At 71.0% G+C, this 19,932-nt stretch carries 20 protein-coding genes; 14 read left to right on the forward strand and 6 right to left on the reverse strand.

Annotated elements, in window-relative coordinates:
• The first annotated feature begins 36 nt into the window (after nucleotides 1-36).
• Nucleotides 37-1,140 carry a D-alanine--D-alanine ligase family protein gene (locus ACZ6S4_RS33285; protein ID WP_465478715.1) on the forward strand — a complete coding sequence of 368 codons (1,104 nt, stop codon included), beginning with the start codon at nucleotides 37-39 and terminating at the stop codon, nucleotides 1,138-1,140.
• 8 nt (nucleotides 1,141-1,148) lie between these two features.
• On the opposite strand, the gene ACZ6S4_RS33290 is transcribed toward ACZ6S4_RS33285, so the two are convergent.
• The gene (locus tag ACZ6S4_RS33290) at nucleotides 1,149-1,790 is read right to left on the reverse strand and encodes a DUF3515 family protein (protein ID WP_465478716.1); all 642 of its coding nucleotides are present in this window, start codon (nucleotides 1,788-1,790) and stop codon (nucleotides 1,149-1,151) included.
• Between the two features lie 2 nt (nucleotides 1,791-1,792).
• Nucleotides 1,793-2,026 carry an Lrp/AsnC ligand binding domain-containing protein gene (locus ACZ6S4_RS33295; RefSeq protein WP_125810437.1) on the reverse strand — a complete coding sequence of 78 codons (234 nt, stop codon included), beginning with the start codon at nucleotides 2,024-2,026 and terminating at the stop codon, nucleotides 1,793-1,795.
• 110 nt (nucleotides 2,027-2,136) lie between these two features.
• On the opposite strand from ACZ6S4_RS33295, the gene ACZ6S4_RS33300 reads away from it, so the two are divergent.
• Together ACZ6S4_RS33300 and ACZ6S4_RS33305 are read left to right on the forward strand one after the other, a co-directional pair.
• A complete protein-coding gene (locus ACZ6S4_RS33300; protein WP_465478717.1) occupies nucleotides 2,137-3,075 on the forward strand; it encodes a thiamine-phosphate kinase in 939 nt (312 codons plus the stop codon).
• A 21-nt stretch (nucleotides 3,076-3,096) separates the two neighbouring features.
• Entirely contained in the window at nucleotides 3,097-3,624 is a 528-nt protein-coding gene (locus ACZ6S4_RS33305; RefSeq protein WP_465478718.1) for a GNAT family N-acetyltransferase, read from the forward strand.
• A 70-nt stretch (nucleotides 3,625-3,694) separates the two neighbouring features.
• On the opposite strand, the gene rpmB is transcribed toward ACZ6S4_RS33305, so the two are convergent.
• Nucleotides 3,695-3,886 (reverse strand): 50S ribosomal protein L28, encoded by a 192-nt coding sequence (gene rpmB / locus ACZ6S4_RS33310; RefSeq protein WP_023561910.1) that lies wholly within the window; start codon nucleotides 3,884-3,886, stop codon nucleotides 3,695-3,697.
• Nucleotides 3,887-4,054: 168 nt separating this feature from the next.
• On the opposite strand from rpmB, the gene ACZ6S4_RS33315 reads away from it, so the two are divergent.
• From ACZ6S4_RS33315 to ACZ6S4_RS33325, 3 genes are read left to right on the forward strand one after another with little or no spacing between them, the layout of a single operon-like run.
• On the forward strand, nucleotides 4,055-6,523 hold the full coding sequence (locus ACZ6S4_RS33315; RefSeq protein ID WP_465478719.1) for a DAK2 domain-containing protein: 2,469 nt from the start codon (nucleotides 4,055-4,057) through the stop codon (nucleotides 6,521-6,523).
• A complete protein-coding gene (gene recG / locus ACZ6S4_RS33320; RefSeq protein WP_465478720.1) occupies nucleotides 6,520-8,721 on the forward strand; it encodes an ATP-dependent DNA helicase RecG in 2,202 nt (733 codons plus the stop codon). Before ACZ6S4_RS33315 ends, recG begins: the two co-directional genes overlap by 4 nt.
• A complete protein-coding gene (locus ACZ6S4_RS33325; RefSeq protein WP_465478721.1) occupies nucleotides 8,718-9,062 on the forward strand; it encodes a DUF952 domain-containing protein in 345 nt (114 codons plus the stop codon). Before recG ends, ACZ6S4_RS33325 begins: the two co-directional genes overlap by 4 nt.
• Before the next feature lie 428 nt (nucleotides 9,063-9,490).
• Here ACZ6S4_RS33325 and ACZ6S4_RS33330 read toward each other — a convergent pair whose 3' ends face one another.
• The 3 genes from ACZ6S4_RS33330 to ACZ6S4_RS33340 all read right to left on the reverse strand — a co-directional run bounded on the left by ACZ6S4_RS33330 (nucleotide 9,491) and on the right by ACZ6S4_RS33340 (nucleotide 13,708).
• On the reverse strand, nucleotides 9,491-10,876 hold the full coding sequence (locus ACZ6S4_RS33330; protein ID WP_465478722.1) for a hypothetical protein: 1,386 nt from the start codon (nucleotides 10,874-10,876) through the stop codon (nucleotides 9,491-9,493).
• Nucleotides 10,877-10,957: 81 nt separating this feature from the next.
• Nucleotides 10,958-12,454, reverse strand: coding sequence for a cupredoxin domain-containing protein (locus ACZ6S4_RS33335; RefSeq protein ID WP_465478723.1), 1,497 nt, complete (start codon nucleotides 12,452-12,454; stop codon nucleotides 10,958-10,960).
• 342 nt (nucleotides 12,455-12,796) lie between these two features.
• Entirely contained in the window at nucleotides 12,797-13,708 is a 912-nt protein-coding gene (locus ACZ6S4_RS33340; protein ID WP_465478724.1) for an LPXTG cell wall anchor domain-containing protein, read from the reverse strand.
• Between the two features lie 352 nt (nucleotides 13,709-14,060).
• Between ACZ6S4_RS33340 and rsmD the strand changes: the two genes are divergently transcribed.
• The 8 genes from rsmD to ACZ6S4_RS33380 all read left to right on the forward strand — a co-directional run bounded on the left by rsmD (nucleotide 14,061) and on the right by ACZ6S4_RS33380 (nucleotide 19,921).
• The gene (gene rsmD, locus ACZ6S4_RS33345) at nucleotides 14,061-14,636 is read left to right on the forward strand and encodes a 16S rRNA (guanine(966)-N(2))-methyltransferase RsmD (RefSeq protein ID WP_465478725.1); all 576 of its coding nucleotides are present in this window, start codon (nucleotides 14,061-14,063) and stop codon (nucleotides 14,634-14,636) included.
• Nucleotides 14,633-15,112 carry a pantetheine-phosphate adenylyltransferase gene (gene coaD / locus ACZ6S4_RS33350; RefSeq protein ID WP_465478726.1) on the forward strand — a complete coding sequence of 160 codons (480 nt, stop codon included), beginning with the start codon at nucleotides 14,633-14,635 and terminating at the stop codon, nucleotides 15,110-15,112. Before rsmD ends, coaD begins: the two co-directional genes overlap by 4 nt.
• A gap of 92 nt (nucleotides 15,113-15,204) precedes the next feature.
• A complete protein-coding gene (locus ACZ6S4_RS33355) occupies nucleotides 15,205-15,702 on the forward strand; it encodes an SPFH domain-containing protein (protein WP_212992111.1) in 498 nt (165 codons plus the stop codon).
• A 90-nt stretch (nucleotides 15,703-15,792) separates the two neighbouring features.
• On the forward strand, nucleotides 15,793-16,386 hold the full coding sequence (locus ACZ6S4_RS33360; RefSeq protein WP_465478727.1) for a YceD family protein: 594 nt from the start codon (nucleotides 15,793-15,795) through the stop codon (nucleotides 16,384-16,386).
• Between the two features lie 50 nt (nucleotides 16,387-16,436).
• Complete coding sequence (gene rpmF / locus ACZ6S4_RS33365; RefSeq protein ID WP_097318372.1) at nucleotides 16,437-16,610, forward strand: 50S ribosomal protein L32; 174 nt, start codon at nucleotides 16,437-16,439, stop codon at nucleotides 16,608-16,610.
• Between the two features lie 91 nt (nucleotides 16,611-16,701).
• Nucleotides 16,702-17,886 carry a phosphate acyltransferase PlsX gene (locus tag ACZ6S4_RS33370; RefSeq protein ID WP_465478824.1) on the forward strand — a complete coding sequence of 395 codons (1,185 nt, stop codon included), beginning with the start codon at nucleotides 16,702-16,704 and terminating at the stop codon, nucleotides 17,884-17,886.
• A complete protein-coding gene (gene rnc / locus ACZ6S4_RS33375) occupies nucleotides 17,883-18,740 on the forward strand; it encodes a ribonuclease III (protein WP_465478728.1) in 858 nt (285 codons plus the stop codon). The genes ACZ6S4_RS33370 and rnc overlap by 4 nt, the downstream gene beginning before the upstream one ends.
• A 2-nt stretch (nucleotides 18,741-18,742) precedes the next feature.
• Nucleotides 18,743-19,921: a hypothetical protein gene (locus ACZ6S4_RS33380; protein WP_465478729.1), complete on the forward strand. Its 1,179-nt coding sequence runs from the start codon at nucleotides 18,743-18,745 to the stop codon at nucleotides 19,919-19,921.
• The last annotated feature ends 11 nt before the right edge of the window (nucleotides 19,922-19,932 follow it).

Below are 19,932 nucleotides of genomic sequence, written 5' to 3' on the forward strand. Positions count from 1 at the left end.
CAGCCTAGCTATGTCCGGCAACGAGAGGCCATTTCCATGACGACCCCTCGCAAAACCCGCGTGGCGATCGTGTTCGGCGGGCGCAGCACCGAGCACGCCATCTCCTGCGTCAGCGCGGGCAGCATCCTGGGCGCCCTGGACCCCGACGAGTACGAGGTCGTCCCGGTCGGGATCACCCGCGCGGGCGCCTGGGTGCTCAGCAGCGGCGACCCCGCGGCACTGGCCATCAGCGGCCAGACCCTGCCGGAGATCACCGCCGACTCGGGCCGGGCCGTGGTGCTGCCGGCCGACCCGACCTCGTCCGGCCTGATGGTGCTCGACCCGGCGGACGGCGTGGCCGTGCTCGCCAACGTCGACGTCGTCTTCCCGGCCCTGCACGGCGCGTACGGCGAGGACGGCACCATCCAGGGCATGCTCGAGATGGCCGGCATCCCGTACGTGGGCGCCAACGTCTTCGCCTCCGCGGCCGGCATGGACAAGGAGTTCACCAAGAAGCTCGCCGCCGCCGAGGGCATCCCGGTCGGGCCGTACGCGGTCCTGCGCGCCGGCAGCTCCCTGTCGGAGGCCGACAAGGAACGCCTGGGCCTGCCGGTCTTCGTCAAGCCGTCACGGGCCGGCTCGTCGCACGGCATCAGCAAGGTCACCGACTGGGCGCAGCTGGACGCGGCCGTCGCCAAGGCCCGTCAGATCGACCCCAAGGTGCTCGTCGAGGCCGGGATCGTGGGCCGCGAGATCGAGTGCGGCGTGCTGGAAGGCGAGGCCGGCGGGGTGCCCGAGGCGTCGCTGCTCGCCGAGATCCTCGTCTCCACCGAGGGCGGTGACTTCTACGACTTCGACGCCAAGTATCTGGGCGACGGCACGCCGTACCAGATCCCCGCGGGCCTGGAGCCGGATGTCGCCCGCCAGGTCCAGGAGTACGCCTGCCGCACCTTCACCGCGCTGGACTGCGCCGGCCTGGGCCGGGTCGACTTCTTCGTGACCGCCGACAACGAGATCTTCCTCAACGAGATCAACACGATGCCGGGCTTCACCCCGACGTCGATGTTCCCGCTGATGTGGGCGGCCACCGGCCTGGAATACCCCAAGGTCGTCGACCGCCTGATCCGCACCGCGCTACGCCGCGGCACCGGCCTGCACTAGCGCCCGTTCTACACGCAGCCGCTGGGGACTCCGGCGGTGATCGACTTGTCGGTCTTCACCACGATGTCGGAGAACTCGTTGGCCCACTGGGCCGGCTGCGCGTACTGCTTCGGAACGGTGACCTGGACGGGGACCTCACGGTCCATGGTCGTGAAGACGGCCGCGTCGCCCTGCTGGGAGGCGTACCAGCAGACCTTGTTCATGTTGAGCAGTTCGGTGTCGAGCGGCACACAACCCGTGCCGGTGTCGTCCAGCGACGCGCACATCTTCGGCTGGGCCACCCCGCAGGCCACCGTCAGCGGCGGCTCGCCGTAGGCGGCGTTCTGCTCCGGGCCGGCGCTGACCTTGCGAGCGGCCAGGTCGCGCACCTTGACGGGCAGTTGCGACGTCACCGCGAGGCACACCTCGGCCGGGCGGGTTGCCAGCTTCGGCGCGGCCATCTGCACCGGGGTCGCCGGGACGACCGCCGGCTGGGTGGCCGACGGGCTGGGCGCCGCACTGCCGGCATCCGGGACGATCTTCGTGAAGATCAGCAGGCCGGCCAGCACCGCGACCGGCACGGCGATCACGGTCGCCCACAGGGCGGCGCTGCGCATCGTGCGGTCCGGTGCGGGGGGCTGGGATTCGGGGCGGGTGCGCACGTCGACCATGGTCAGAGATTTACCACGGAGCACGTCACGGTCCGGGTGATGCCCGGCACGTACTGGATTTTGCTCACAATCATCCGGCCGAGCTCGTCGACACTGTGCGCCTCGCCCAGTACCACGACGTCGTAGGGCCCCGTGACCGCGTCGACACGTACCACTCCATTGATTTTGTCGATCGCGGCGGCCACGTCACGGGCCTTTCCGACCTCCGTCTGGATGAGGATGTACGCCTGGACCACGATCAGACTCCTATCCGCCGCCGCCGGCGACCCGAACGTGAAACTACAGTACGAAACCGGTCGGCAGCGCACTTGCGGGGCAGGCCGAACTCGAGAGGAACGGTGGGACGTTGAGCATCGCGGAGACGGGGGAGTTCGGGCTCATCACCCGGATCGTCGCGCGGCTCGAGACCGGCGCCGCGAGTCTGCTCGGTCCGGGCGACGACGCCGCGGTCGTGGCGGCACCGGACAGGCGGGTCGTGGCCAGCACGGACGTCCTGGTCGAAGGCCGGCACTTCCGCCGCGACTGGTCCAGCGCGGCCGACGTGGGGCACCGCGCGGCTGCGGCGAACCTGGCCGACATCGCGGCCATGGGCGCGACCCCGACCGCCCTGCTGGTGGCCCTCTGCGTGCCGACGGACCTGCCGGTGCAATGGGCCGAGGAACTGGCCGGCGGCCTCTCGACCGAGGCGGGCCGGGTCGGCGCGGCGGTGGTCGGCGGCGACATGTCGTCCAGTCCCACCCTGACCATCGCCGTCACCGCCCTGGGCGACCTGGAAGGCCGCGAGCCGGTCCTGAGAAGCGGGGCCCAGCCGGGGGACGTGGTCGCGCTGGCCGGCCGCACCGGGCACGCGGCGGCCGGCTACACCGTGCTCTCCCGTGGCTTCCGGACACCGAAACTGCTGGTCGAGGCGTACCGGCGCCCCGAGGTCGAGTACGCCGCCGGTCCGACCGCGGCGCGGCTGGGAGCCACCTCGATGATCGACATCTCCGACGGGCTGCTGCAGGACCTCGGTCACGTGGCGGCGGCCAGCGTGGTCGGCATCGACATCGACCGGGCGGCCTTCGAAGTGCCCGACCAGATGCGCGACGCGGCCTCGGCGCTCGGCGTGGACCCGTACGTGTGGCTGCTCGCCGGCGGCGACGACCACGCCCTGGCGGCGACCTTCCCGGCCGGGACGCCGCTGCCGCCGGGCTGGCGCGCGGTCGGCAGCGTGCACGAAGGCACCGGCGTCACGGTCGACCGCCGGCCGTGGCAGGGCGGCACGGGCTGGGACCACTTCCGCTGACGATGGTTAATGTTGGTCGGCGTGGACGAGATCAAGGTCCGCGAGGCCCGATTCGACGAGCCCGCGGTGCAGCGACTGATAGCTGAGGCAATGACCGAGCTGAGCCGGCGGTACGGCGGGACGGGCGACGACACGCCCGTGGCAGCGACGGACTTCGCCCCGCCGACGGGGGCGTTTTTCGTCGCCTACACCGACGGTTCCGGCTCCGCTGCCGGCCCGGGTGCTGGCTCGGGCGCCGAATCGGCCGCCGGCTCGGAGGCCGCCGAAGTGCTGCTCGGGTGTGCCGGCTGGCGGGCGCACGGCGAGGACGCGGAACTCAAGCGGATGTTCACGGTGCCGGCGGCCCGAGGTCGCGGAGTGGCCCGCCGAGTCGTGACGGCAATTGAAGACTCAGCCCGCGAGCGAGGCTGCAAGCGGGTGATCCTGGAGACGGGCGACAAGCAGCCGGAAGCGATCGCGTTGTACCTGAAGTGCGGCTATGAGCGCATCGAGGATTTCGGCTACTACGCGGGCGAGGAAGGTGTGCTGTCTTTCGCCCGGATCCTCTGACCTGCGCTTTTGAGGCACGCGAAAAGCCCGCCGGGTCATCGGGACCTGGCGGGCTGTCGCACTGCTGAGGTCAGGCGCGGACGACCTTGCCGGCCTTGATGCACGAGGTGCAGACCTTGAGCTTCTTGGTGTTGCCACCACCGGCAGGGGTGCGCACCGACTGGATGTTCGGGTTCCAGCGGCGGTTGGTCCGCCGGTGCGAGTGGGACACGTTGTGGCCGAAGCCCGGTCCCTTGCCACAGACGTCGCACACGCTAGCCACGGGGTACTCCTGGGATTGAAAGCAACTGAGGGTGCCCCGGACAGCGGACATCCGGGCAACCTGGCCAGATTACCCGATGGTCGGCCGGGACAGCCAATCGCCCCTGGCCGTACCCGCGGTGAAGCCCGGCACCCGGCAATTGTCGGTGCTGGTTAGTACGCTTTTCGCGTGCTGGACTCCCTGGACGCCGCCGCGGTCCGCCGCTGGTGCGGTGGTGGGCTGGCCGCGCTCCGGGCGCATCAGCACGAGATCGACGAGCTGAACGTCTACCCGGTGCCGGACGGCGACACCGGCACCAACCTTGTGCTGACTCTCACGTCGGCCCAGCAGGCCCTGGACGACGCCCCCGACCAGCAGCCCACCGCGGGCTCGACCGCGCTGAGCGGCACCATGCGCCTGATGGCCCGGGGCGCGCTGCTGGGCGCCCGAGGCAACTCCGGCGTGATCGTGTCGCAGATCCTGCGCGGCATGGCCGACACCTTCGCCACGGCGGTGGCTGTGCGAGGCGGCGAGCTGACCAGGGCGCTGCGCACGGCCAGCGAGGCGGCCTACGCGGCGGTGGCCAAGCCGGTCGAGGGCACTGTGCTGTCGGTGGTGGCGGCGGCGGCCGAGGGGGCACGCAAGACCGCGTCGGACGATCTGGTGGCGGTGGCGCGGGCGGCGGCCCGAGCGGCGGCGGAAGCCCTGGCCCGCACGCCCCAGCAACTCCCGATTCTGGCCCGCGCCGGCGTGGTCGATGCCGGGGGTCGCGGGCTGGTCCTGCTCCTGGAAGCCCTCGTCGAAGCCCTGAACAACACCAGCGCCCTGCCGGATACCTCGGCCTCCCCGGCTCCGGCCGATCCGGCCCCGCCGATCTCCTCAACACCGCCCAAAACTGGGCCGCACTCTCCACTCGCGCCCACGGACCCGGCCTCGGTCGACCGATCTCCGGACTCGGTCTTGGCCGACCGATTCCCGGACTCGGTCTTGGCCGACCGATCTCCGGACTCGGTCTTGGCCGACCGATTCCCGGACTCGGTCTTGGCCGACCGATCTCCGGACTCGGTCTTGGCCGACCGATCTCCGGACCCGGTCTTGGCCGACCGATTCCCGGACTCGGTCTTGGCCGACCGATTCCCGGACCCGGTCTTGGCCGACCGATTCCCGGACCCGGGCTCGGCCGACCGATCTTTGGACCCGGGCTCCGCCGACCGATTCCCGGACCTGGGCTCGGTCCCCGCATTGGCTTCGGGCTCGACAACCGGCGTCGGCCTGGTGGCCCCGGCGGGCCCTGGGGACCCCGCCAGGCAGGGCGGCGGCCATGAGGACTTCGGATATGAGGTGCAGTACCTGCTGGACGCGGCGCCCGAGAGTGTCGAATCGCTGCGTGGCGCGCTGGGGGAGATGGGCGACTCGTTGGTGATCGTCGGGACCGGCGACGGTGACCCGCCCACCTGGAACGTCCACGTCCATGTAGCGGTCGCCGACGTCGGCGCCGCGATCGAGGCCGGCGTCGTCGCGGGCCGGCCGCACCGCATCACCGTCACCCGCCTCGAAGACCACCGGCACGAGAGCACCCAGCCCCCGAACGCCCCGCCCGCGAGCGGCCGGCCCGCGAGCGGCCAGCCCGCGAGCGGCCAGTCGCCGAACGCCCAGCCCGCGAACGGCCAGCCCCCGAACGCCCAGCCCGCGAACGGCCAGCCCCCGAACGCCCAGCCCGCGAACGGCCAGCCCGCGAACGGCCAGCCCTCGAATACCCAGCCCTCGAATACCCAGCCCGAGGACGGCCGGTCCGCAAGCGACCAGGCGACGAGCGACCGGTCGAGGATCAGCCGGCACGAAAACGCCGGACCCGAACCCAACCGGCGCAAGGAAGATCGACATGCCCAGGACCGGCTCCCGGAAGGCCGCAGCGGCCAAGATCGGCACCAGGACAACCGGCTGACGATCGGCTGGTCAGAGGATCCGTCCCAGGAGCAGCCGCTCCGGTCCGATGCGCCGGATCCCGGCGCTCGGGCAACAGTTGTCGTCGCCGCCGGGGACGGGCTCACCGCCATCTTCGCCGCCGAGGGGGCCACCGTCGTCGGCCGCAATCCCTCCACAGCCGAGATGCTCGCCGCCATCGCATCCACCGGCGCCGGCCACATCGTGCTCCTGCCCAACGACGCCAACACCCACGCCGTCGCTCGCTCTGCCGCTCAGGAAGCCGCCGCTGACGGCGTACGGGTAAGTGTCGTCCCCACCCGCTCGCCGGTGCAGGCCCTCGCCGCCCTGGCCGTCCGTGATCCGGGGCGGCCGTTCGATGACGATGTCATCGCGATGGCCGAGGCCGCCGGCGCCTGCCGGTACGGCGAGGTCTGCACCGCCAGCCGCGAAGCCCTCACCGTCGCCGGCCGCTGTCATCCCGGCGACCTGCTCGGTCTCGTCGACGGCGAGGTGCACGTCATCGGTGACGATCTCGAACAGGTCTGCCTGCGCCTGCTCGACCGGCTGCTCGGCGGCGGCGGCGAGCTCGTCACCCTGGTGCTCGGCGCGGACGCCCCGCCCGAGCTCGCGGAGCGGTTGCGGGCCCACGTCACCAGCGAGTGGCGCTTCGTCGAGCTGCAAAGCTACGCGGGCGGCCAGCCCCGCTACCACCTGTTGGTAGGAGTGGAATGACCGACACCAAGACCGTCACCACCACCGACACCCCGTTGGAGAAGGTGCTGGGCGCCGCCAAGGCCAAGGCGCTCGCCACCCATCTTGACCTGCACACCGCCGGTGATCTGATCTATCACTTCCCGCGTCGTTACGACGAGCGGGGTGAGCACACCGACATGCGCAAGCTCGAGGTCGGCGAACAGGTCACCCTGCTGGCCCAGGTCAAGAGCACGACGGTACGGCCGATGCGTCAGCGCCGCGGCAACATGCTGGAGATCACCATCGGGGACGGTTCCGGGGCGACGCTGACGTGCACGTTCTTCAATCAGGCGTGGCGGGAGCGGGAGTTGCGCACCGGCCGGTGGGGGCTGTTCGCCGGCAAGGTGACCGACTTCCGCGGCAAGCGCCAGCTCAACGGCCCGGCGTACCAACTGCTCAAGGCGGATGCGACGCAGGACGAGGCGGCCGAGGAGATCGAGGAGTTCGCCGGAGCGCTGATCCCGGTCTATCCCGCCGCGGCCGCCGTGCCGACGTGGACCATCGCCCGGTACGTGCGCGAGGTGCTGGAGACCTTCCAGCCGCCGGATGATCCGTTGCCGGGTACGGTGCGCGCCAGCCGCAACCTGATCGGTATCGGTAAGGCCCTGCGGGAGATCCACCGGCCCAGCTCCGACAAGGATCTGCAACTGGCCCGGTACAGGTTGAAGTGGGACGAGGCTTTCGCCGTACAGCTGACGCTTGTGCAGCGCAAGGCGCGGGCGGCCGCCGCGCCCGGCAGGTCGCGGCCGCGCACCGAGGCCGGGTTGCTCGCCGCTTTCGACGCGGCGCTGCCCTATGAGCTGACCGAGGGGCAGGCCCGGGTCGGTGAGGAGATCGCGGCGGATCTGGCCCGTGCCCATCCGATGCACCGGTTGTTGCAGGGTGAGGTCGGTTCCGGCAAGACACTGGTGGCGGTCCGGGCGATGTTGCAGGTCGTCGACGCGGGCGGGCAGGCCGCGCTGCTCGCGCCGACGGAGGTGCTCGCCACCCAGCATCACCGCAGCATCAGCGCGCAGTTGGGCGCATTGGGCCGGGCCGGGGAGCTCGACGGTGATCCGAACGGCACGCAGCTCACCCTGGTGACCGGTTCGCTCGGTGCGGCGGCCCGGCGGGCCGCGCTGGCCAAGGTCGCCGACGGGACCGCCGGCATCGTGGTGGGCACTCACGCCTTGCTGTACGAGGGGGTCGACTTCCACGATCTCGGCCTGGTGGTCGTGGACGAGCAGCACCGCTTCGGTGTGGAGCAACGCGACGCGCTGCGGGCCAAGGCCGCGCAGCCGCCGCACGTGCTGGTGATGACGGCGACGCCGATTCCCCGCACGGTCGCGATGACCGTGTACGGCGACCTGGAAACGTCCACTTTGTCGCAGCTGCCGCGCGGTCGTTCCCCGATCGCGTCGCACGTCGTGCCGCCCGAGCGTCCGGCCTTCCTGGACCGGGCCTGGCGGCGGGTGCGCGAGGAGGTCCAGGCCGGCCACCAGGCGTACGTGGTGTGCCCGCGGATCGGCTCGTCGGAGGCCGAAGAGGACGAGGAGCCACCGAGCGACAACGAGCCCGCCCGCCGTCCACCCCTGGCTGTGATGGAGGTCGCGCCGATCCTCGAGGAGGGTCCGCTGCACGGGCTGCGCCTCGGCATCCTGCACGGCAAGCTGCCGGCGGACGAGAAGGACGCGGTCATGCGCCGGTTCGCGGCCGGTGACCTGGACGTGCTGATCGCCACGACGGTGATCGAGGTGGGCGTCGACGTGCCCAACTCCACCGTCATGATCATCTTGGACGCCGACCGCTTCGGCGTCTCCCAGCTGCACCAGCTGCGCGGCCGGGTCGGCCGGGGCTCGGCCCCGGGCATCTGCCTGCTGGTGACCGAGGCGGCGGAGGGCACCCCGGCCCGCGAACGCCTCGACGCGGTCGCATCCACAACGGACGGATTCCGCCTCGCGGAGCTGGACCTGGAACAACGCCGCGAAGGTGACGTGCTGGGCGCGTCGCAGTCCGGCAAACACAGCCACCTGCGGCTGCTCTCCCTGCTGCGGGACAGCAAGCTGATCACCGACGCCCGGGCGGAGGCCCAGCAACTCGTGGCCGAAGACCCCACGCTGGCGAAGCACCCGGCGCTGCTGGCCTCGGTCGCAGCCCTGGTGGACGAGGAACGCGCCGAGTATCTGGAGAAGGGATGATCCTGCACTTCTGTCCCCGCGCAGAGTGGGAAGCGGCGGTAGCGGCCGGCAGGTATGCGGCGGACACGCTGGAAATTCAAGGCTTCATCCACTGCTCGACGCCGGAGCAGGTGGCGGTGCCGGCGACGGCGCTGGCCCGGGGGCGGCAGGACATCGTGCTGCTGGAGATCGACGAGAGCAGACTGAGCCGGCCGGTGGTCTGGGAGCAGGGCGATCCGCCGGATCCGGGGGGCATGCTCTTCCCGCACGTGTACGAGCCGATCCCGGTTGCGGCGGTCGTCGGGGTGCATGAGTACCTGCCTGAGCCGGACGGCACCTTTGGGCGGCCCGCCGGCTTCTAGCCCGTGCGGCACCTTCGGTGGCTCGCTGGCCCTAGCCGCGCGGTACCGTCGGCGGCCCGCCGGCCTTTGGCCCGCGGCACGTTTCGACGCCCGCCGCCTTTGGCCCGCTGGCACCCTCCGGCTGTCCGCAGGGTTCTGGTCCGCCCGGGAACTTCCGGCTGCCCGCGTCTCTCGCTCACCCGGGCTTCCGGCTGCCCGCGTCTCTCGCTCGCCCGGCCTTCCGGCTGCCCGCGGATCTTTGGCCCGCCCGGCCTTTTCTTGCGGCCCGCCGGCCTCTGGGCCTGGCCGGGGCCGGGCTCGGGCGAACACGACAAGGGCGCGCCGACCGGGTGGTCGGCGCGCCCTTATTACGTCACGGCTCAGCGCACGGGGTGCAGCGTGGGGCGCCGGCCGGGTGGTCGGCTCGCCCCATCACGTCGCGGCCGCAATCACGGGGTGAAGGTGACGCGGCGGCGCCGGGCCACCACGAAGAGCACGCCGCCGCCGATCAGCAGGACTGCCGCGCCGGCCGCGATCGTGCCGGCCGCCGCGCCGGTCACCGGGAGGCCACCGTCGTCCTCGCCGGCGCCACCTCCACTGCCGGATCCGTCGCCGTCGCCGTTACCAGGGCCGCCGCCGCCCGGGCCGCCGCCGCCGCCCGGGTTGCCGCCGCCGTCACCCGGGGGCGGGCAGTTCTCCGGCCGCTGCCATTCGTAGGCGACGTCCTTCATGCCGTCCGCGGTCACCGTGATCGGGCCGCTGCGGGCCGGCACCCGTACCGTCTCGCCCTTGCCGGGTGCGACGGTCACCGTCGTGGTGAAGTCGCCGGCCCGCACCGTGAAGTCGACCGGGTACTTCGTCTGCTCGCCGGTGTTGCTCAGGTTCACGTCGACCGTGCCGTCGCACTGGGACACCGGCTGCACGGCCGGCTGGTGGCAGCCCTTGGAGCCGCCGTTGTACCAGCCCTGCGGGCCCTTCGAGCGGCTGCCGAGGCCGTTGCCGCTGCCCAGCTTGAGGTTGTCGTAGCGCTCACCACCCTCGGTGATCTCACCGATGATGTCGTCCTCGCCGCCGAAGAACAGGTCGGCCTGGGTGTTGCAGGCCGGCAGCTGCGCGGCCAGGGTGACCGTGCGCTGCTCGTTGCTGATCGTCGCGGTCTGGTGCGCGAAGACGTACTGCGGCACCGAGAACTGCGGCTTCGGCGCGAAGTAGGTCACCAGCGTCACCGGCTCGGCCGTGCAGAGCTTGACGTCGTCGTCCAGCGTCACCGAGGCCGTGGCCTGGCCGTCCTTGATGGCGAACTCGTGGTGGAAGCGCGCCTGCGCCTGCTCCACGCACGGCGGCTCGGGCTTCTCGCACGCGCCGAGCTTGACCGTGGCTTTGTTGTCGGCGTCCTTGGTCTTCGCCCAGACGGCCACGAATGAGACCGAGGCCTCGGCGGGGCTGTTCCGCAGCGCCTGAGTGAAGATCGTCTTGCCGACGGTTCCGCTCTCCTGGCGGCGGTTGAGGAAACCGCCGTTCTCCAGGCCGGGGACCGGAGCCGGCGCGGTGGTCAGTTTGTCCACCTTGGCCATTTCGGTCCAGTTGTTAGTGATCGTCCAGGTGACGGTCCACTCACCGGCGGCTGTGTCGCACGCGGCGACCCCCGTGATGTCGGTCTGGGCCGTAGGCCCATCGGTCCGAGGCGGTACGGGTGCCTGGGCGGGGGTCACGGCCTGGGCTGAGACGGCCTGGGTAGGGGCGGCCTGGGTGGGGGCGGCGGCCATCAGGGTGGTGAGGCCGAGGAGCGCGCCGGCGGTGATCGCCGCGGCGCGGGGGAGCAGGTTCTTCAGCACGTCCGCTCACTTCGGGAGAGAGAAGCGGGGTGCGCCGGCCGCTTCCGGCCGACGCACCCCCTGTGATGCCTTGCTGGTGGATCAGGCGGTGAAGGTCACCTTGCGCCGCCGGGCCATGAAGAAGAACACGCCGCCCGCGACGAGCAGCAGGACCGCGACACCCGCGATGCCGCCGGCCACCGGGCCGGTGACGGGCAGGCCGGGCTCGTCGGTGTCGTCGCCGCCACCGCCGCCGGCACCGCCGCCGTTGTCACAGTCGACCTCGCCGAGCGTGGCCTTGATCGGCTCCACGCCCAGGTCGGGGAACTCGACCGTGGCGTACGTGTCGTCGCCGCGCTTGAAGGTGATCTTCTCGCTCTTGCCGGCCGCCACGGTGACGTCCTTGACGTCGTTGCCGTAGGTGACCCGCGCGGTCGCCGGCTGGACGCCCTTGGGGTTCTCGACGGTGATCGTGACGGTCTTGCAGTCGTTCTCGACGATGACGCTCGGCAGCTCGCAGTCGGCCGGCGGCGTCCAGTCGTAGACGACGTCCTTCATGTCCGGTGCCGAGACCGTGATCGAGCCGGAGCCGGCCGGGACCACGACGGTCTCGCCCTTGCCCTTGGTCACGGTGACCTTCTTGGTGAACTCGCCCGCCTTGACCGTGAACTCGATCGGGTACTTGTCGGTCAGGCCGTCGTTGCTCAGGTTGATCGCCACGGTGCCGTCACACTGCGACAGCGGCTCGACCGCGGGGGTCTGGCAGCCCTTGGAGCCGCCGTTGAACCAGCCTTGCGGGCCCTTCGAGCGGCTGCCGAGGCCGTTGCCGCTGCCCAGCTTGAGGTTGTCGTAGCGCTTACCACCCTCGGTGATCTCACCGATGATGTCGTCCTCGCCGCCGAAGAACAGGTCGACCTGGGTGTTGCACTTCGGCACGTCGACGCTCAGGTCGACCGAGCGCTTCTCGTTGGTGATCGTGCCCGTGTCGGAGTCGAACTTGTACTGCGGCACCGAGAACTGCGGCTTCGGCGCGAAGTAGGAGACCAGCGTGACCGGCTCGCCCTCGCAGAGGGTGATGCCGTCGTCGAGGGAGACGGTCGCGGTCGAACCGTCCTCCTTGACACCGAAGGTGTGGTGGAAGCTGGCCTTGTCCGCGGTGACGCAGGGGGCCTCGTCCTTCACGCACGGCTCGGTGAAGTCCACCGTGCCGGTCCTGCCGTCGTTCACATAGCCGCCCTTGGACCAGCGGGCCTTGAACGACACGGTGGCCTTCTTGGCCGCGCTGTCGCCCACCTGCTGAGTCAGGACCAGCTCGCCGAGCTTGCCGTCGCTCTCGGCCGGGATGACCGTGCCGTTCTGCAGCCCCTCGACAGCGGTGGGCGTCGTCGTGAGCTCGCTGACCGTGGCATCGGCGGGCCAGTCGTTGGTGATGGTCCAGGTGACGATCCGGGTGCCGGTAGCGGTGTCGCACTTCGCGACCCCGGTGATGCCGGTGTCGTGGGCGCTGGCGGGGGACGTGGCGACCGTGAGTCCGGTCAGGCCGAGGACAGCACCTGCGAGGACGGTCGCAGCGCGCCGGAGCGGGGAGTTCAACTTCACGCGTACTCCATGTGACGGCGGAACGAGGGGGCACGGCACAGGGAGACAGTGCGCCACCGCCGGGGGACAGCGGGGCTAGCGACAGCGCCTCCCCGCGCCGTCGAACCGACAGCGTTTCGTCGGTGATGCGGCCTGACGATAGCCACTGGAAGGTTCCTGGGAAACAGCTCAGGACGGCTTAAGACTGTTGAGGCCCAGCCGAGACAAACGATCTACTGAGCGGTACTTCATCAATGCGTTAAGTGTTGATCAATGGGGACTTTCTGTCGCAAGTGGACAGCGAAAGGGCGCGCCGACCGTGACGGTCGACGCGCCCCTCGTGTGGAGCTGCTAGCCGGTGGATCAGGCGGTGAACTTCACCTTGCGACGGCGGGCCATGAAGAACAGGCCGGCGCCGACGGCCAGGAGGGCACCCGCGCCACCCGCGATGCTGCCCGCGGCGGCACCGGTCAGCGGCAGGCCACCACCGCTGCCGCTGTTGTCACAGTCCTCGGGCTGCTCGTACTCGACCGGGATGGTCTCCGAGAAGGCCTTGCCGTCGACCGTGGCCGAGATGGTCAGGTCGATCTTGAAGCCCGTCGTGGCGCTGAAGGTCTCGGTCTTCTTCTCGCCCGGCTTGATGACCAGCGTGCGGGTCTCACCCTTGCTGGTCTTGAACTTCAGCGTGAACTCGATGCCGTCGGCCGGGTTGTCCAGGCCGATCGTGATCGTGTCGCAGTCGGCCTCGAAGATCGGCTCGGGCTCGCCCGGCAGGTCCGACGGGATGACCGGCGGGGTCGAGGGCTCCTCGGTCGGGGTCGACGGCTCCTCGGTGGGGGTCGACGGCTCCTCGGTCGGGGTCTTCTCGCACTTGCCCTCGAAGGTGACCGTGCCGGTCTCCTTCGCGTCGCCGGTGCTCCAGTGGGCCGCGACGGTCAGCGAGGAGCTGAGCTCCTTGCCGGGCACGCGCTGCTTGCCGGTCAGCGGCTTGTTGTTGTCGAGGTCCTTGCCGTTGACCTTGAGGTCATCGTTGTCGATCGTGGTGCCCGCGGGCGTGAGCGTGACCTCGGTCCACTTGTAGGTCGGAGCGTTACCGACGGCCTGGACCGTCCAGTTCACGACCCACTCGCCGGCGACCTTGTCGCAGTCCACGTTGCCGGTGACGATGTTGTGGTGGGCGCTGGCCGGGCCGGCGAGCGCGAACGCACCGCTCAGGCCGATGAGCGCGCCGGCGGCCAGAACCGCGGTGCGGCGCAGGGGGGACTTCAGATTCACGCCTACTCCTGTACAGAGATCGAGGGGTACGGCGCGGGAAAGCAAGGGCGGCAATCGCCAGGCAATGGGTGCGGCGAGAGCCAGCGACGACGCCTCCCCGCATCGTCGAGCCGACAGCGTTTCGTCGGCGGCCGACCGACCATAGCCAAGTCGGCGAACTTGAGTAACACCGAAAGCTCCGCTAACCGGGTTGATACTCATTCGAGATCTTCGTTGAGCCGTCAGCTTCCGGATCGATGCGTTGAGTGATCCCGGAGCCGATCCCGATGGGTAAAAGTTCACTCCGCAGTGGCCGGTCACCGGTGGTGGCGTAGCGTCACATCGTGCTATCTGCAGACCCTCGCGAGGCCGTATGACCAGGATCATCGCCGGTGCACACGGCGGCCGACGGCTGGCCGCACCGGTCGGCGCGCAGACCCGGCCCACCGCCGATCGGGTGCGGGAGGCCTACTTCAGCGCCCTCGGCACCATGACGGACCTGGCCGGCGCCCGGTTCGCCGACCTGTACGCCGGTTCGGGAGCGGTCGGTCTGGAGGCCCTGTCCCGGGGTGCCGCCTACGCCCTGCTCATTGAGGCCGACGCCAAGGCGTCGCGGGCCATCCGCGACAACATCGTCACGCTCCGCGTCGGCAGTGCCGCCCGGCTGATCACGGGCAAGGTCAGCCAGGTGCTCGCCGGCCCGCCCGAGGGCGGTCCGTTCGACGTCGTCTTCGCCGATCCCCCGTACGCGGTGAGCGACGACGAGGTGGCCGAGGTGCAGCAGGCGCTGGTCGAGCACGGCTGGCTCGCGGACGACGCCGTCGTGACCTTCGAGCGGTCCAGCCGTACGGCGGTCCGGGGTGAGCCGTTGAGCTGGGTGGACGGCATCATCGAGGAGCGCAACAGGCGCTACGGCGAGACCACTCTTTGGTACGGTCGCCGATCATGAGACGCGCGGTCTGTCCCGGGTCCTTCGATCCGGTCACCAACGGCCACCTCGACATCATCGGACGGGCCAGCCGGCTCTTCGACGAGGTCATCGTGGGCGTCCTGATCAACCACTCGAAGACCGGGCTGTTCGCCGTCGAGGAACGCATCAGCATGCTGCGGCAGGCCACGGCCGCGTACGACAACGTGCGGGTCGAGTCCTTCCATGGTCTGCTGGTCGACTTCTGCAAGGCCCAGGGCGCCGCGGTGGTCATCAAGGGCCTGCGCGCGGTCAGCGACTTCGACTACGAGTTGCAGATGGCGCAGATGAACATCGGTCTCTCCGGCGTGGAGACGTTGTTCATGCCGACCAATCCGCTGTACTCGTTCCTGTCCTCCAGTCTGGTCAAGGACGTGGTCAAGTGGGGTGGGGACGCCTCGTCCTACGTCCCGGACTTCGTCGGCGAGCGGCTCGTGACCAGACTGCGGCAAAACTGACGGCGTGCCCTTCGCGGATGCATCATCGGGTACGGCAGTAACGTGATCGCACCCACTCAGCGTGAGTGTGAGATGACAGGAGTGAGGCGCCGGTGGATCCGCTCGACCGCATCGACGAGATCATCTCCATGGTGGAGGCGGCACGCTCGGTGCCGATGTCCCGGACCAACTTCATGTTCGACCGCGGCGAGATGATCGCGCTGCTGGAAGAGCTGCGCGCTGAGCTGCCGAGCGACCTGCGCCGGGCGGTGGCGCTGCTCGAGGAACGCGACAAGATCATCGACGCGGGCAAGCGGGAAGCGGACCGGATCATCGGCGAGGGTGAGACGGAGCACGCCCGGCTGGTCTCGGTCAACGAGATCACCGTGTCGGCCGAGCACGAGGGTGCCCGGATCGTCGCGGAGGCCCGTTCCGAGGCGCAGCGGCTGCGCGAGGAGGTCGACGACTACGTCGACACCGCGCTGGCCAACTTCGAACAGTTCCTGACCAGGGCTTTGTCGTCGATAGAGCGGGGCCGCGACAAGATGCACGCGCTGCGCGAGATCGGCACCTTCCAGGGTGAGGAGAACGAGCGGCCGCTGCCGTTCTGAGCCGGCCCGGGCCCGCCGACCCGATTCGACGCTGAGCCCGCTGCTCAGGTAACCTTTCCTGTCGGCCTACCCACAGGCTGAGGAATCATGATGCCCAAGCACACGCAGAACCACCTCGATCCCAGGCAGCCGCTGGTCGTCGACACGACGAAGCTCCCGCGCCAGCCCGGGGCGACGCGCGCCCTGAAACGGGTGGTGCCGGCACCGCCGGACCTCGGTGTGGAACTGATCTCGGTGCCCACGGGTTCCGACCTCGAGCTCGATCTGAGCCTGACGTCGGTCTCCGAGGGTGTCTACGTCAGCGGCAACGTCCGTGGCTCGCTCTCCGGCGAGTGCGGTCGCTGCCTCAACGACATCTCGGAGCCGTTCGACGTCCACATCGCGGAGCTGTACGCCTACGCGGACAGCACCACGGAGGAGACGACGGACGAGGACGAGGTGGGCCGGATGCACGGCGACCTGCTCGACCTGGAGCCGGCGGTACGGGACGCGGTGGTGCTCACACTGCCGACCAACCCGGTCTGCCGGCCGGACTGCCCCGGGTTGTGCCCGGAGTGCGGGGTGCATCTCGACGACGTCCCGGCTGACCACAGCCATGACGAGGTCGATCCCCGCTGGGCCGCCCTGCGCGACCTGTCAGCCGACCTGCCGACGGTGGCGTCACCGCACGACCCGAAGAACTGAAGAACCTGAACTGAGCAAGACCCCGAAGATCTGATCGAGGAGTAGGTACCGTGGCCGTCCCCAAGCGCAAGATGTCGCGCAGCAACACCCGGTCCCGCCGGGCGAACTGGAAGGCGACCGCGGTCCAGACCGTGGCGTGCCCCCAGTGCAAGTCGCCGCACCTGCCGCACACTGCGTGCGGGGTCTGCGGCACCTACAACGGTCGTCAGGTCCTCGAGGTCTGAGCACCACGGAGTGACAAGCCCGATCTTCGGGCGGGTCGCACCTGAGCGGCGAACGTCCGGTGCTCAGGCTCCGGGACAGTCCGGCCGAGTCATCTCGGCCGCGACTGCACCGGAGCCGGGCACCGCGCGGATCGCCGTCGACCTCCTCGGCGGGGACCATGCTCCCGCCGTCGTGGTTGACGGCGCTCTGCGCGCTTGCCAGGCCGATCCGTCCCTCCAGCTGCTTCTCGTCGGCCCCCCTGAGGCTGCCGACGCCCTTCGGCGTGCCCTGGCACCGGCCGACCGCGACCGCGTGAGCAGCATCACCGCCCCCGCCGGCCCGGCCGACCACGAAGCCGCCGGCCGCAGCGCCGGCCATCCCGCCGGCCCGGCCGCCCACCAAGCCGTCGGCCGCAGCGCCGGCCACCAAGCCGGCCCAGACCGCGACGCCGGCCCGAACCGGCCGCTGACCGGCCGAGACCGCGACGCCGGGCCGTCCATCCGCCCGGACCGGGCCTTGAGCCGTGCCGCCGCCCCCGACCAGGCACTCAGCCGCGTCGAATCCGGCGTCCGCACCGCCATACTGGCCGTCGCTCAAGGTCACGCCGACGCGGTCGTCTCCGCCGGCAACACCGGCGCCACCGTCACCTCCGCCGCCCTCGGTCTCGGCCGCTGGGCTGGCGTGCGCCGTCCCGCCCTGGCCGCCGTGCTGCCCACGGTCGCCGGCCGGCTGGTCCTGCTCGACGTGGGTTCCTCCGTCGACCCGGACGAACACACTCTCGCCATGCACGCCCGGCTCGGCGCCGCGTACGCCGCGGTTGTGCACGGCCTCGCCGCCCCCCGCGTCGGCCTGCTCACCATCGGCACCGAGCGCGGCAAAGGCGATCGTCTGCGCCGGGCCGCGCCCGCCGTGCTGGCCGCGCTCGATCTGCCTGCCGGCGGTCACTACATCGGGCTGGTCGAGGGCAACGACGTGGTGACCGGGACCGCCGCCGACGTGGTGGTGACCGACGGCTTCACCGGCAACGTGCTGCTCAAGGGCCTCGAGACGGCGTACGCGCTGATCCGGCCCCCCGGCACCGACGACGTACCGCCCCGGGCGGCCATCCTGCTCGGCGTCGGCGGCACAGTCGTCGTCTGCCACGGCGCCGCGAGCGCCGACGACATCGCCGCGGGCATCGCGCTCGCCGCCGACCTGCACCGGCGGGCCGCGGTGCCGGTCATCGCCGACCTGATCCAGTTCCCGGCGGGGCATCCGAGCCCCGCGGCGCACGAAGACTCCAGAGGTGGTTCATGAGCAGTAACGACAAGCGCCGGCGGCCCTCCACCGAGCCACTGGAGGAGGCGTTCGGCATCCCCATCGAGCCGGGCCTGCTCGAACGCGCGCTGACCCACCGCTCGTACGCGTACGAGAACGGCGGTCTGCCGACCAACGAGCGCCTGGAGTTCCTCGGCGACTCGGTGCTGGGGGTGGTGATCACCTCGGCGCTCTTCCACAACCACCCGGACCTGCCCGAGGGTCAGCTGGCCAAGCTGCGCGCCAGCGTGGTCAACATGCACGCGCTCGCCGACGTGGCCCGTACCCTCGGCCCCCAGGGTCTCGGCCCGCACCTGCTGCTCGGCAAGGGTGAGGAGACCACCGGTGGCCGCGACAAGGCCAGCATCCTGGCCGACACGCTGGAGGCGCTGCTCGGCGCGATCTACCTGGAGCACGGCCTGAGCGTGGCCGGCGACGTGATCCACCGGCTGTTCGACCCGCTGATGGCCGAGTCGGCCGGGCGCGGCGCGGCGCTGGACTGGAAGACCAGCCTGCAGGAGCTGACCGCGGCGCTGGGCCTGGGCGTGCCGGACTACGTGATCGACGACGCCGGCCCGGACCACGCGAAGACGTTCACGGCCTGGGTCGTGGTGGCCGGCGAGCGGTACGGCGGCTCGGACGGGCGCAGCAAGAAGCAGGCCGAGCAGCGCGCCGCCGCGGCCGCCTGGCGCACCCTGACCGAGCGGACCGAGGCACAGACCCCACCACCCGCCGTGGCCGGCGGCGGCCACACCGAACTGCCCGAGGCAGAGACCGCGGGGGACGCGAGGAACGCGGGGACCAAGCCCGAGGCGGAGAGCGGCGGGCACACCGAGCTGCCCGAGGCCTCCTAGCGGTGAGCGTGACGGTGCGGGAGTCCGGCCCGGAGGTGGCCGGCGTCGCGGAGCGGCTCTGGGACAAGGCCGGCCGGTGGCGTGGCGCCGGGATCGCGGTCGGCATCCTGGCCCTGACCCGGCTGGTGCAGCTGCTTTTCCTGGTCGTGCTGGACCACGCCACCGCGGAGCCGGCCGGGCTGCGCAGCAATCTGCTGATCTGGGACGGCGGCTGGTTCCAGCGGGTCGCCGAGGGCTATCCGAGCGGCTACACGTACGGCGCCGACGGTGCGCTGCAGGGCAACGAGCTGGCGTTCTTCCCGCTCTACCCAATGCTGATCCGGTTGCTGTCCGTGCTCGGCCTCGACTCCGGCACGGCGGCGCTCACGGTGAGCTGGCTCGCCTCGGTCGGCGCGGCGGTCGCCCTGCACCTGCTCGGCACCTCGCTCTACGGCCGCCGGGCCGGCTGGGCCCTGGTCGCCATCTGCTGCGGCGCCCCCATGTCGGTGGTGCTGTCGATGGCGTACTCGGAGAGTTTGTTCCTGGCCCTGGTGGCCGGCATGTTCGTCGCCGCGCACCGCCAGGTCTGGTGGGCCGCCGGGCTGCTCGGCCTCGGCGCCGCCCTGACCCGGCCGACCGGCGCGGCCGCCGCGGTGGCCCTGGCCGTCGCCGCGGTCATCGCGGTGCGCCGTGATCCCGGCCGTAAGTGGCCACCGCTGGCCGCGGCCGCCGTCGCCCTCGCCGGGGTGCCCGCCTATCTGGGCTGGGTCGCGTGGCGGGTCGGTGACCTCGACGCCTGGTTCAAGATCCAGACCGCGGGCTGGGGCACGTCGTTCGACTTCGGGGCCAGCACGATCGACTTCCTGGGCAGCACGCTGACCGTCGGCGAGGGCTGGGTGCCGATGAGCGTCGCGCTGATCCTGCTCGCCGCCCTGGCCGCGGCCGGGGTCGCGCTGGCCGGCCGGCCCTGGCTGCCGCTGGCCGTCTACGGGCTCGTCGCGATGGTGCTGGCCTACGGGCAGGCGGGTTTCTACCACTCCAAGCCGCGCCTGCTGCTGCCCGTACTCTTGACGTTGCTGCCTTCGGTCGTCGCCGCCGCCCGCGCCCGCCCCCGGGTCGCGGTCCTCGCGATCGCCGCCTGGGCGGCGTTCGGCCTCTGGTACGGCGCCTACCTGGTCGCCGTCTGGCCCTACACGATCTGACCCCACCCCCG

The organism is Actinoplanes sp. NPDC051405, assembly GCF_055586185.1.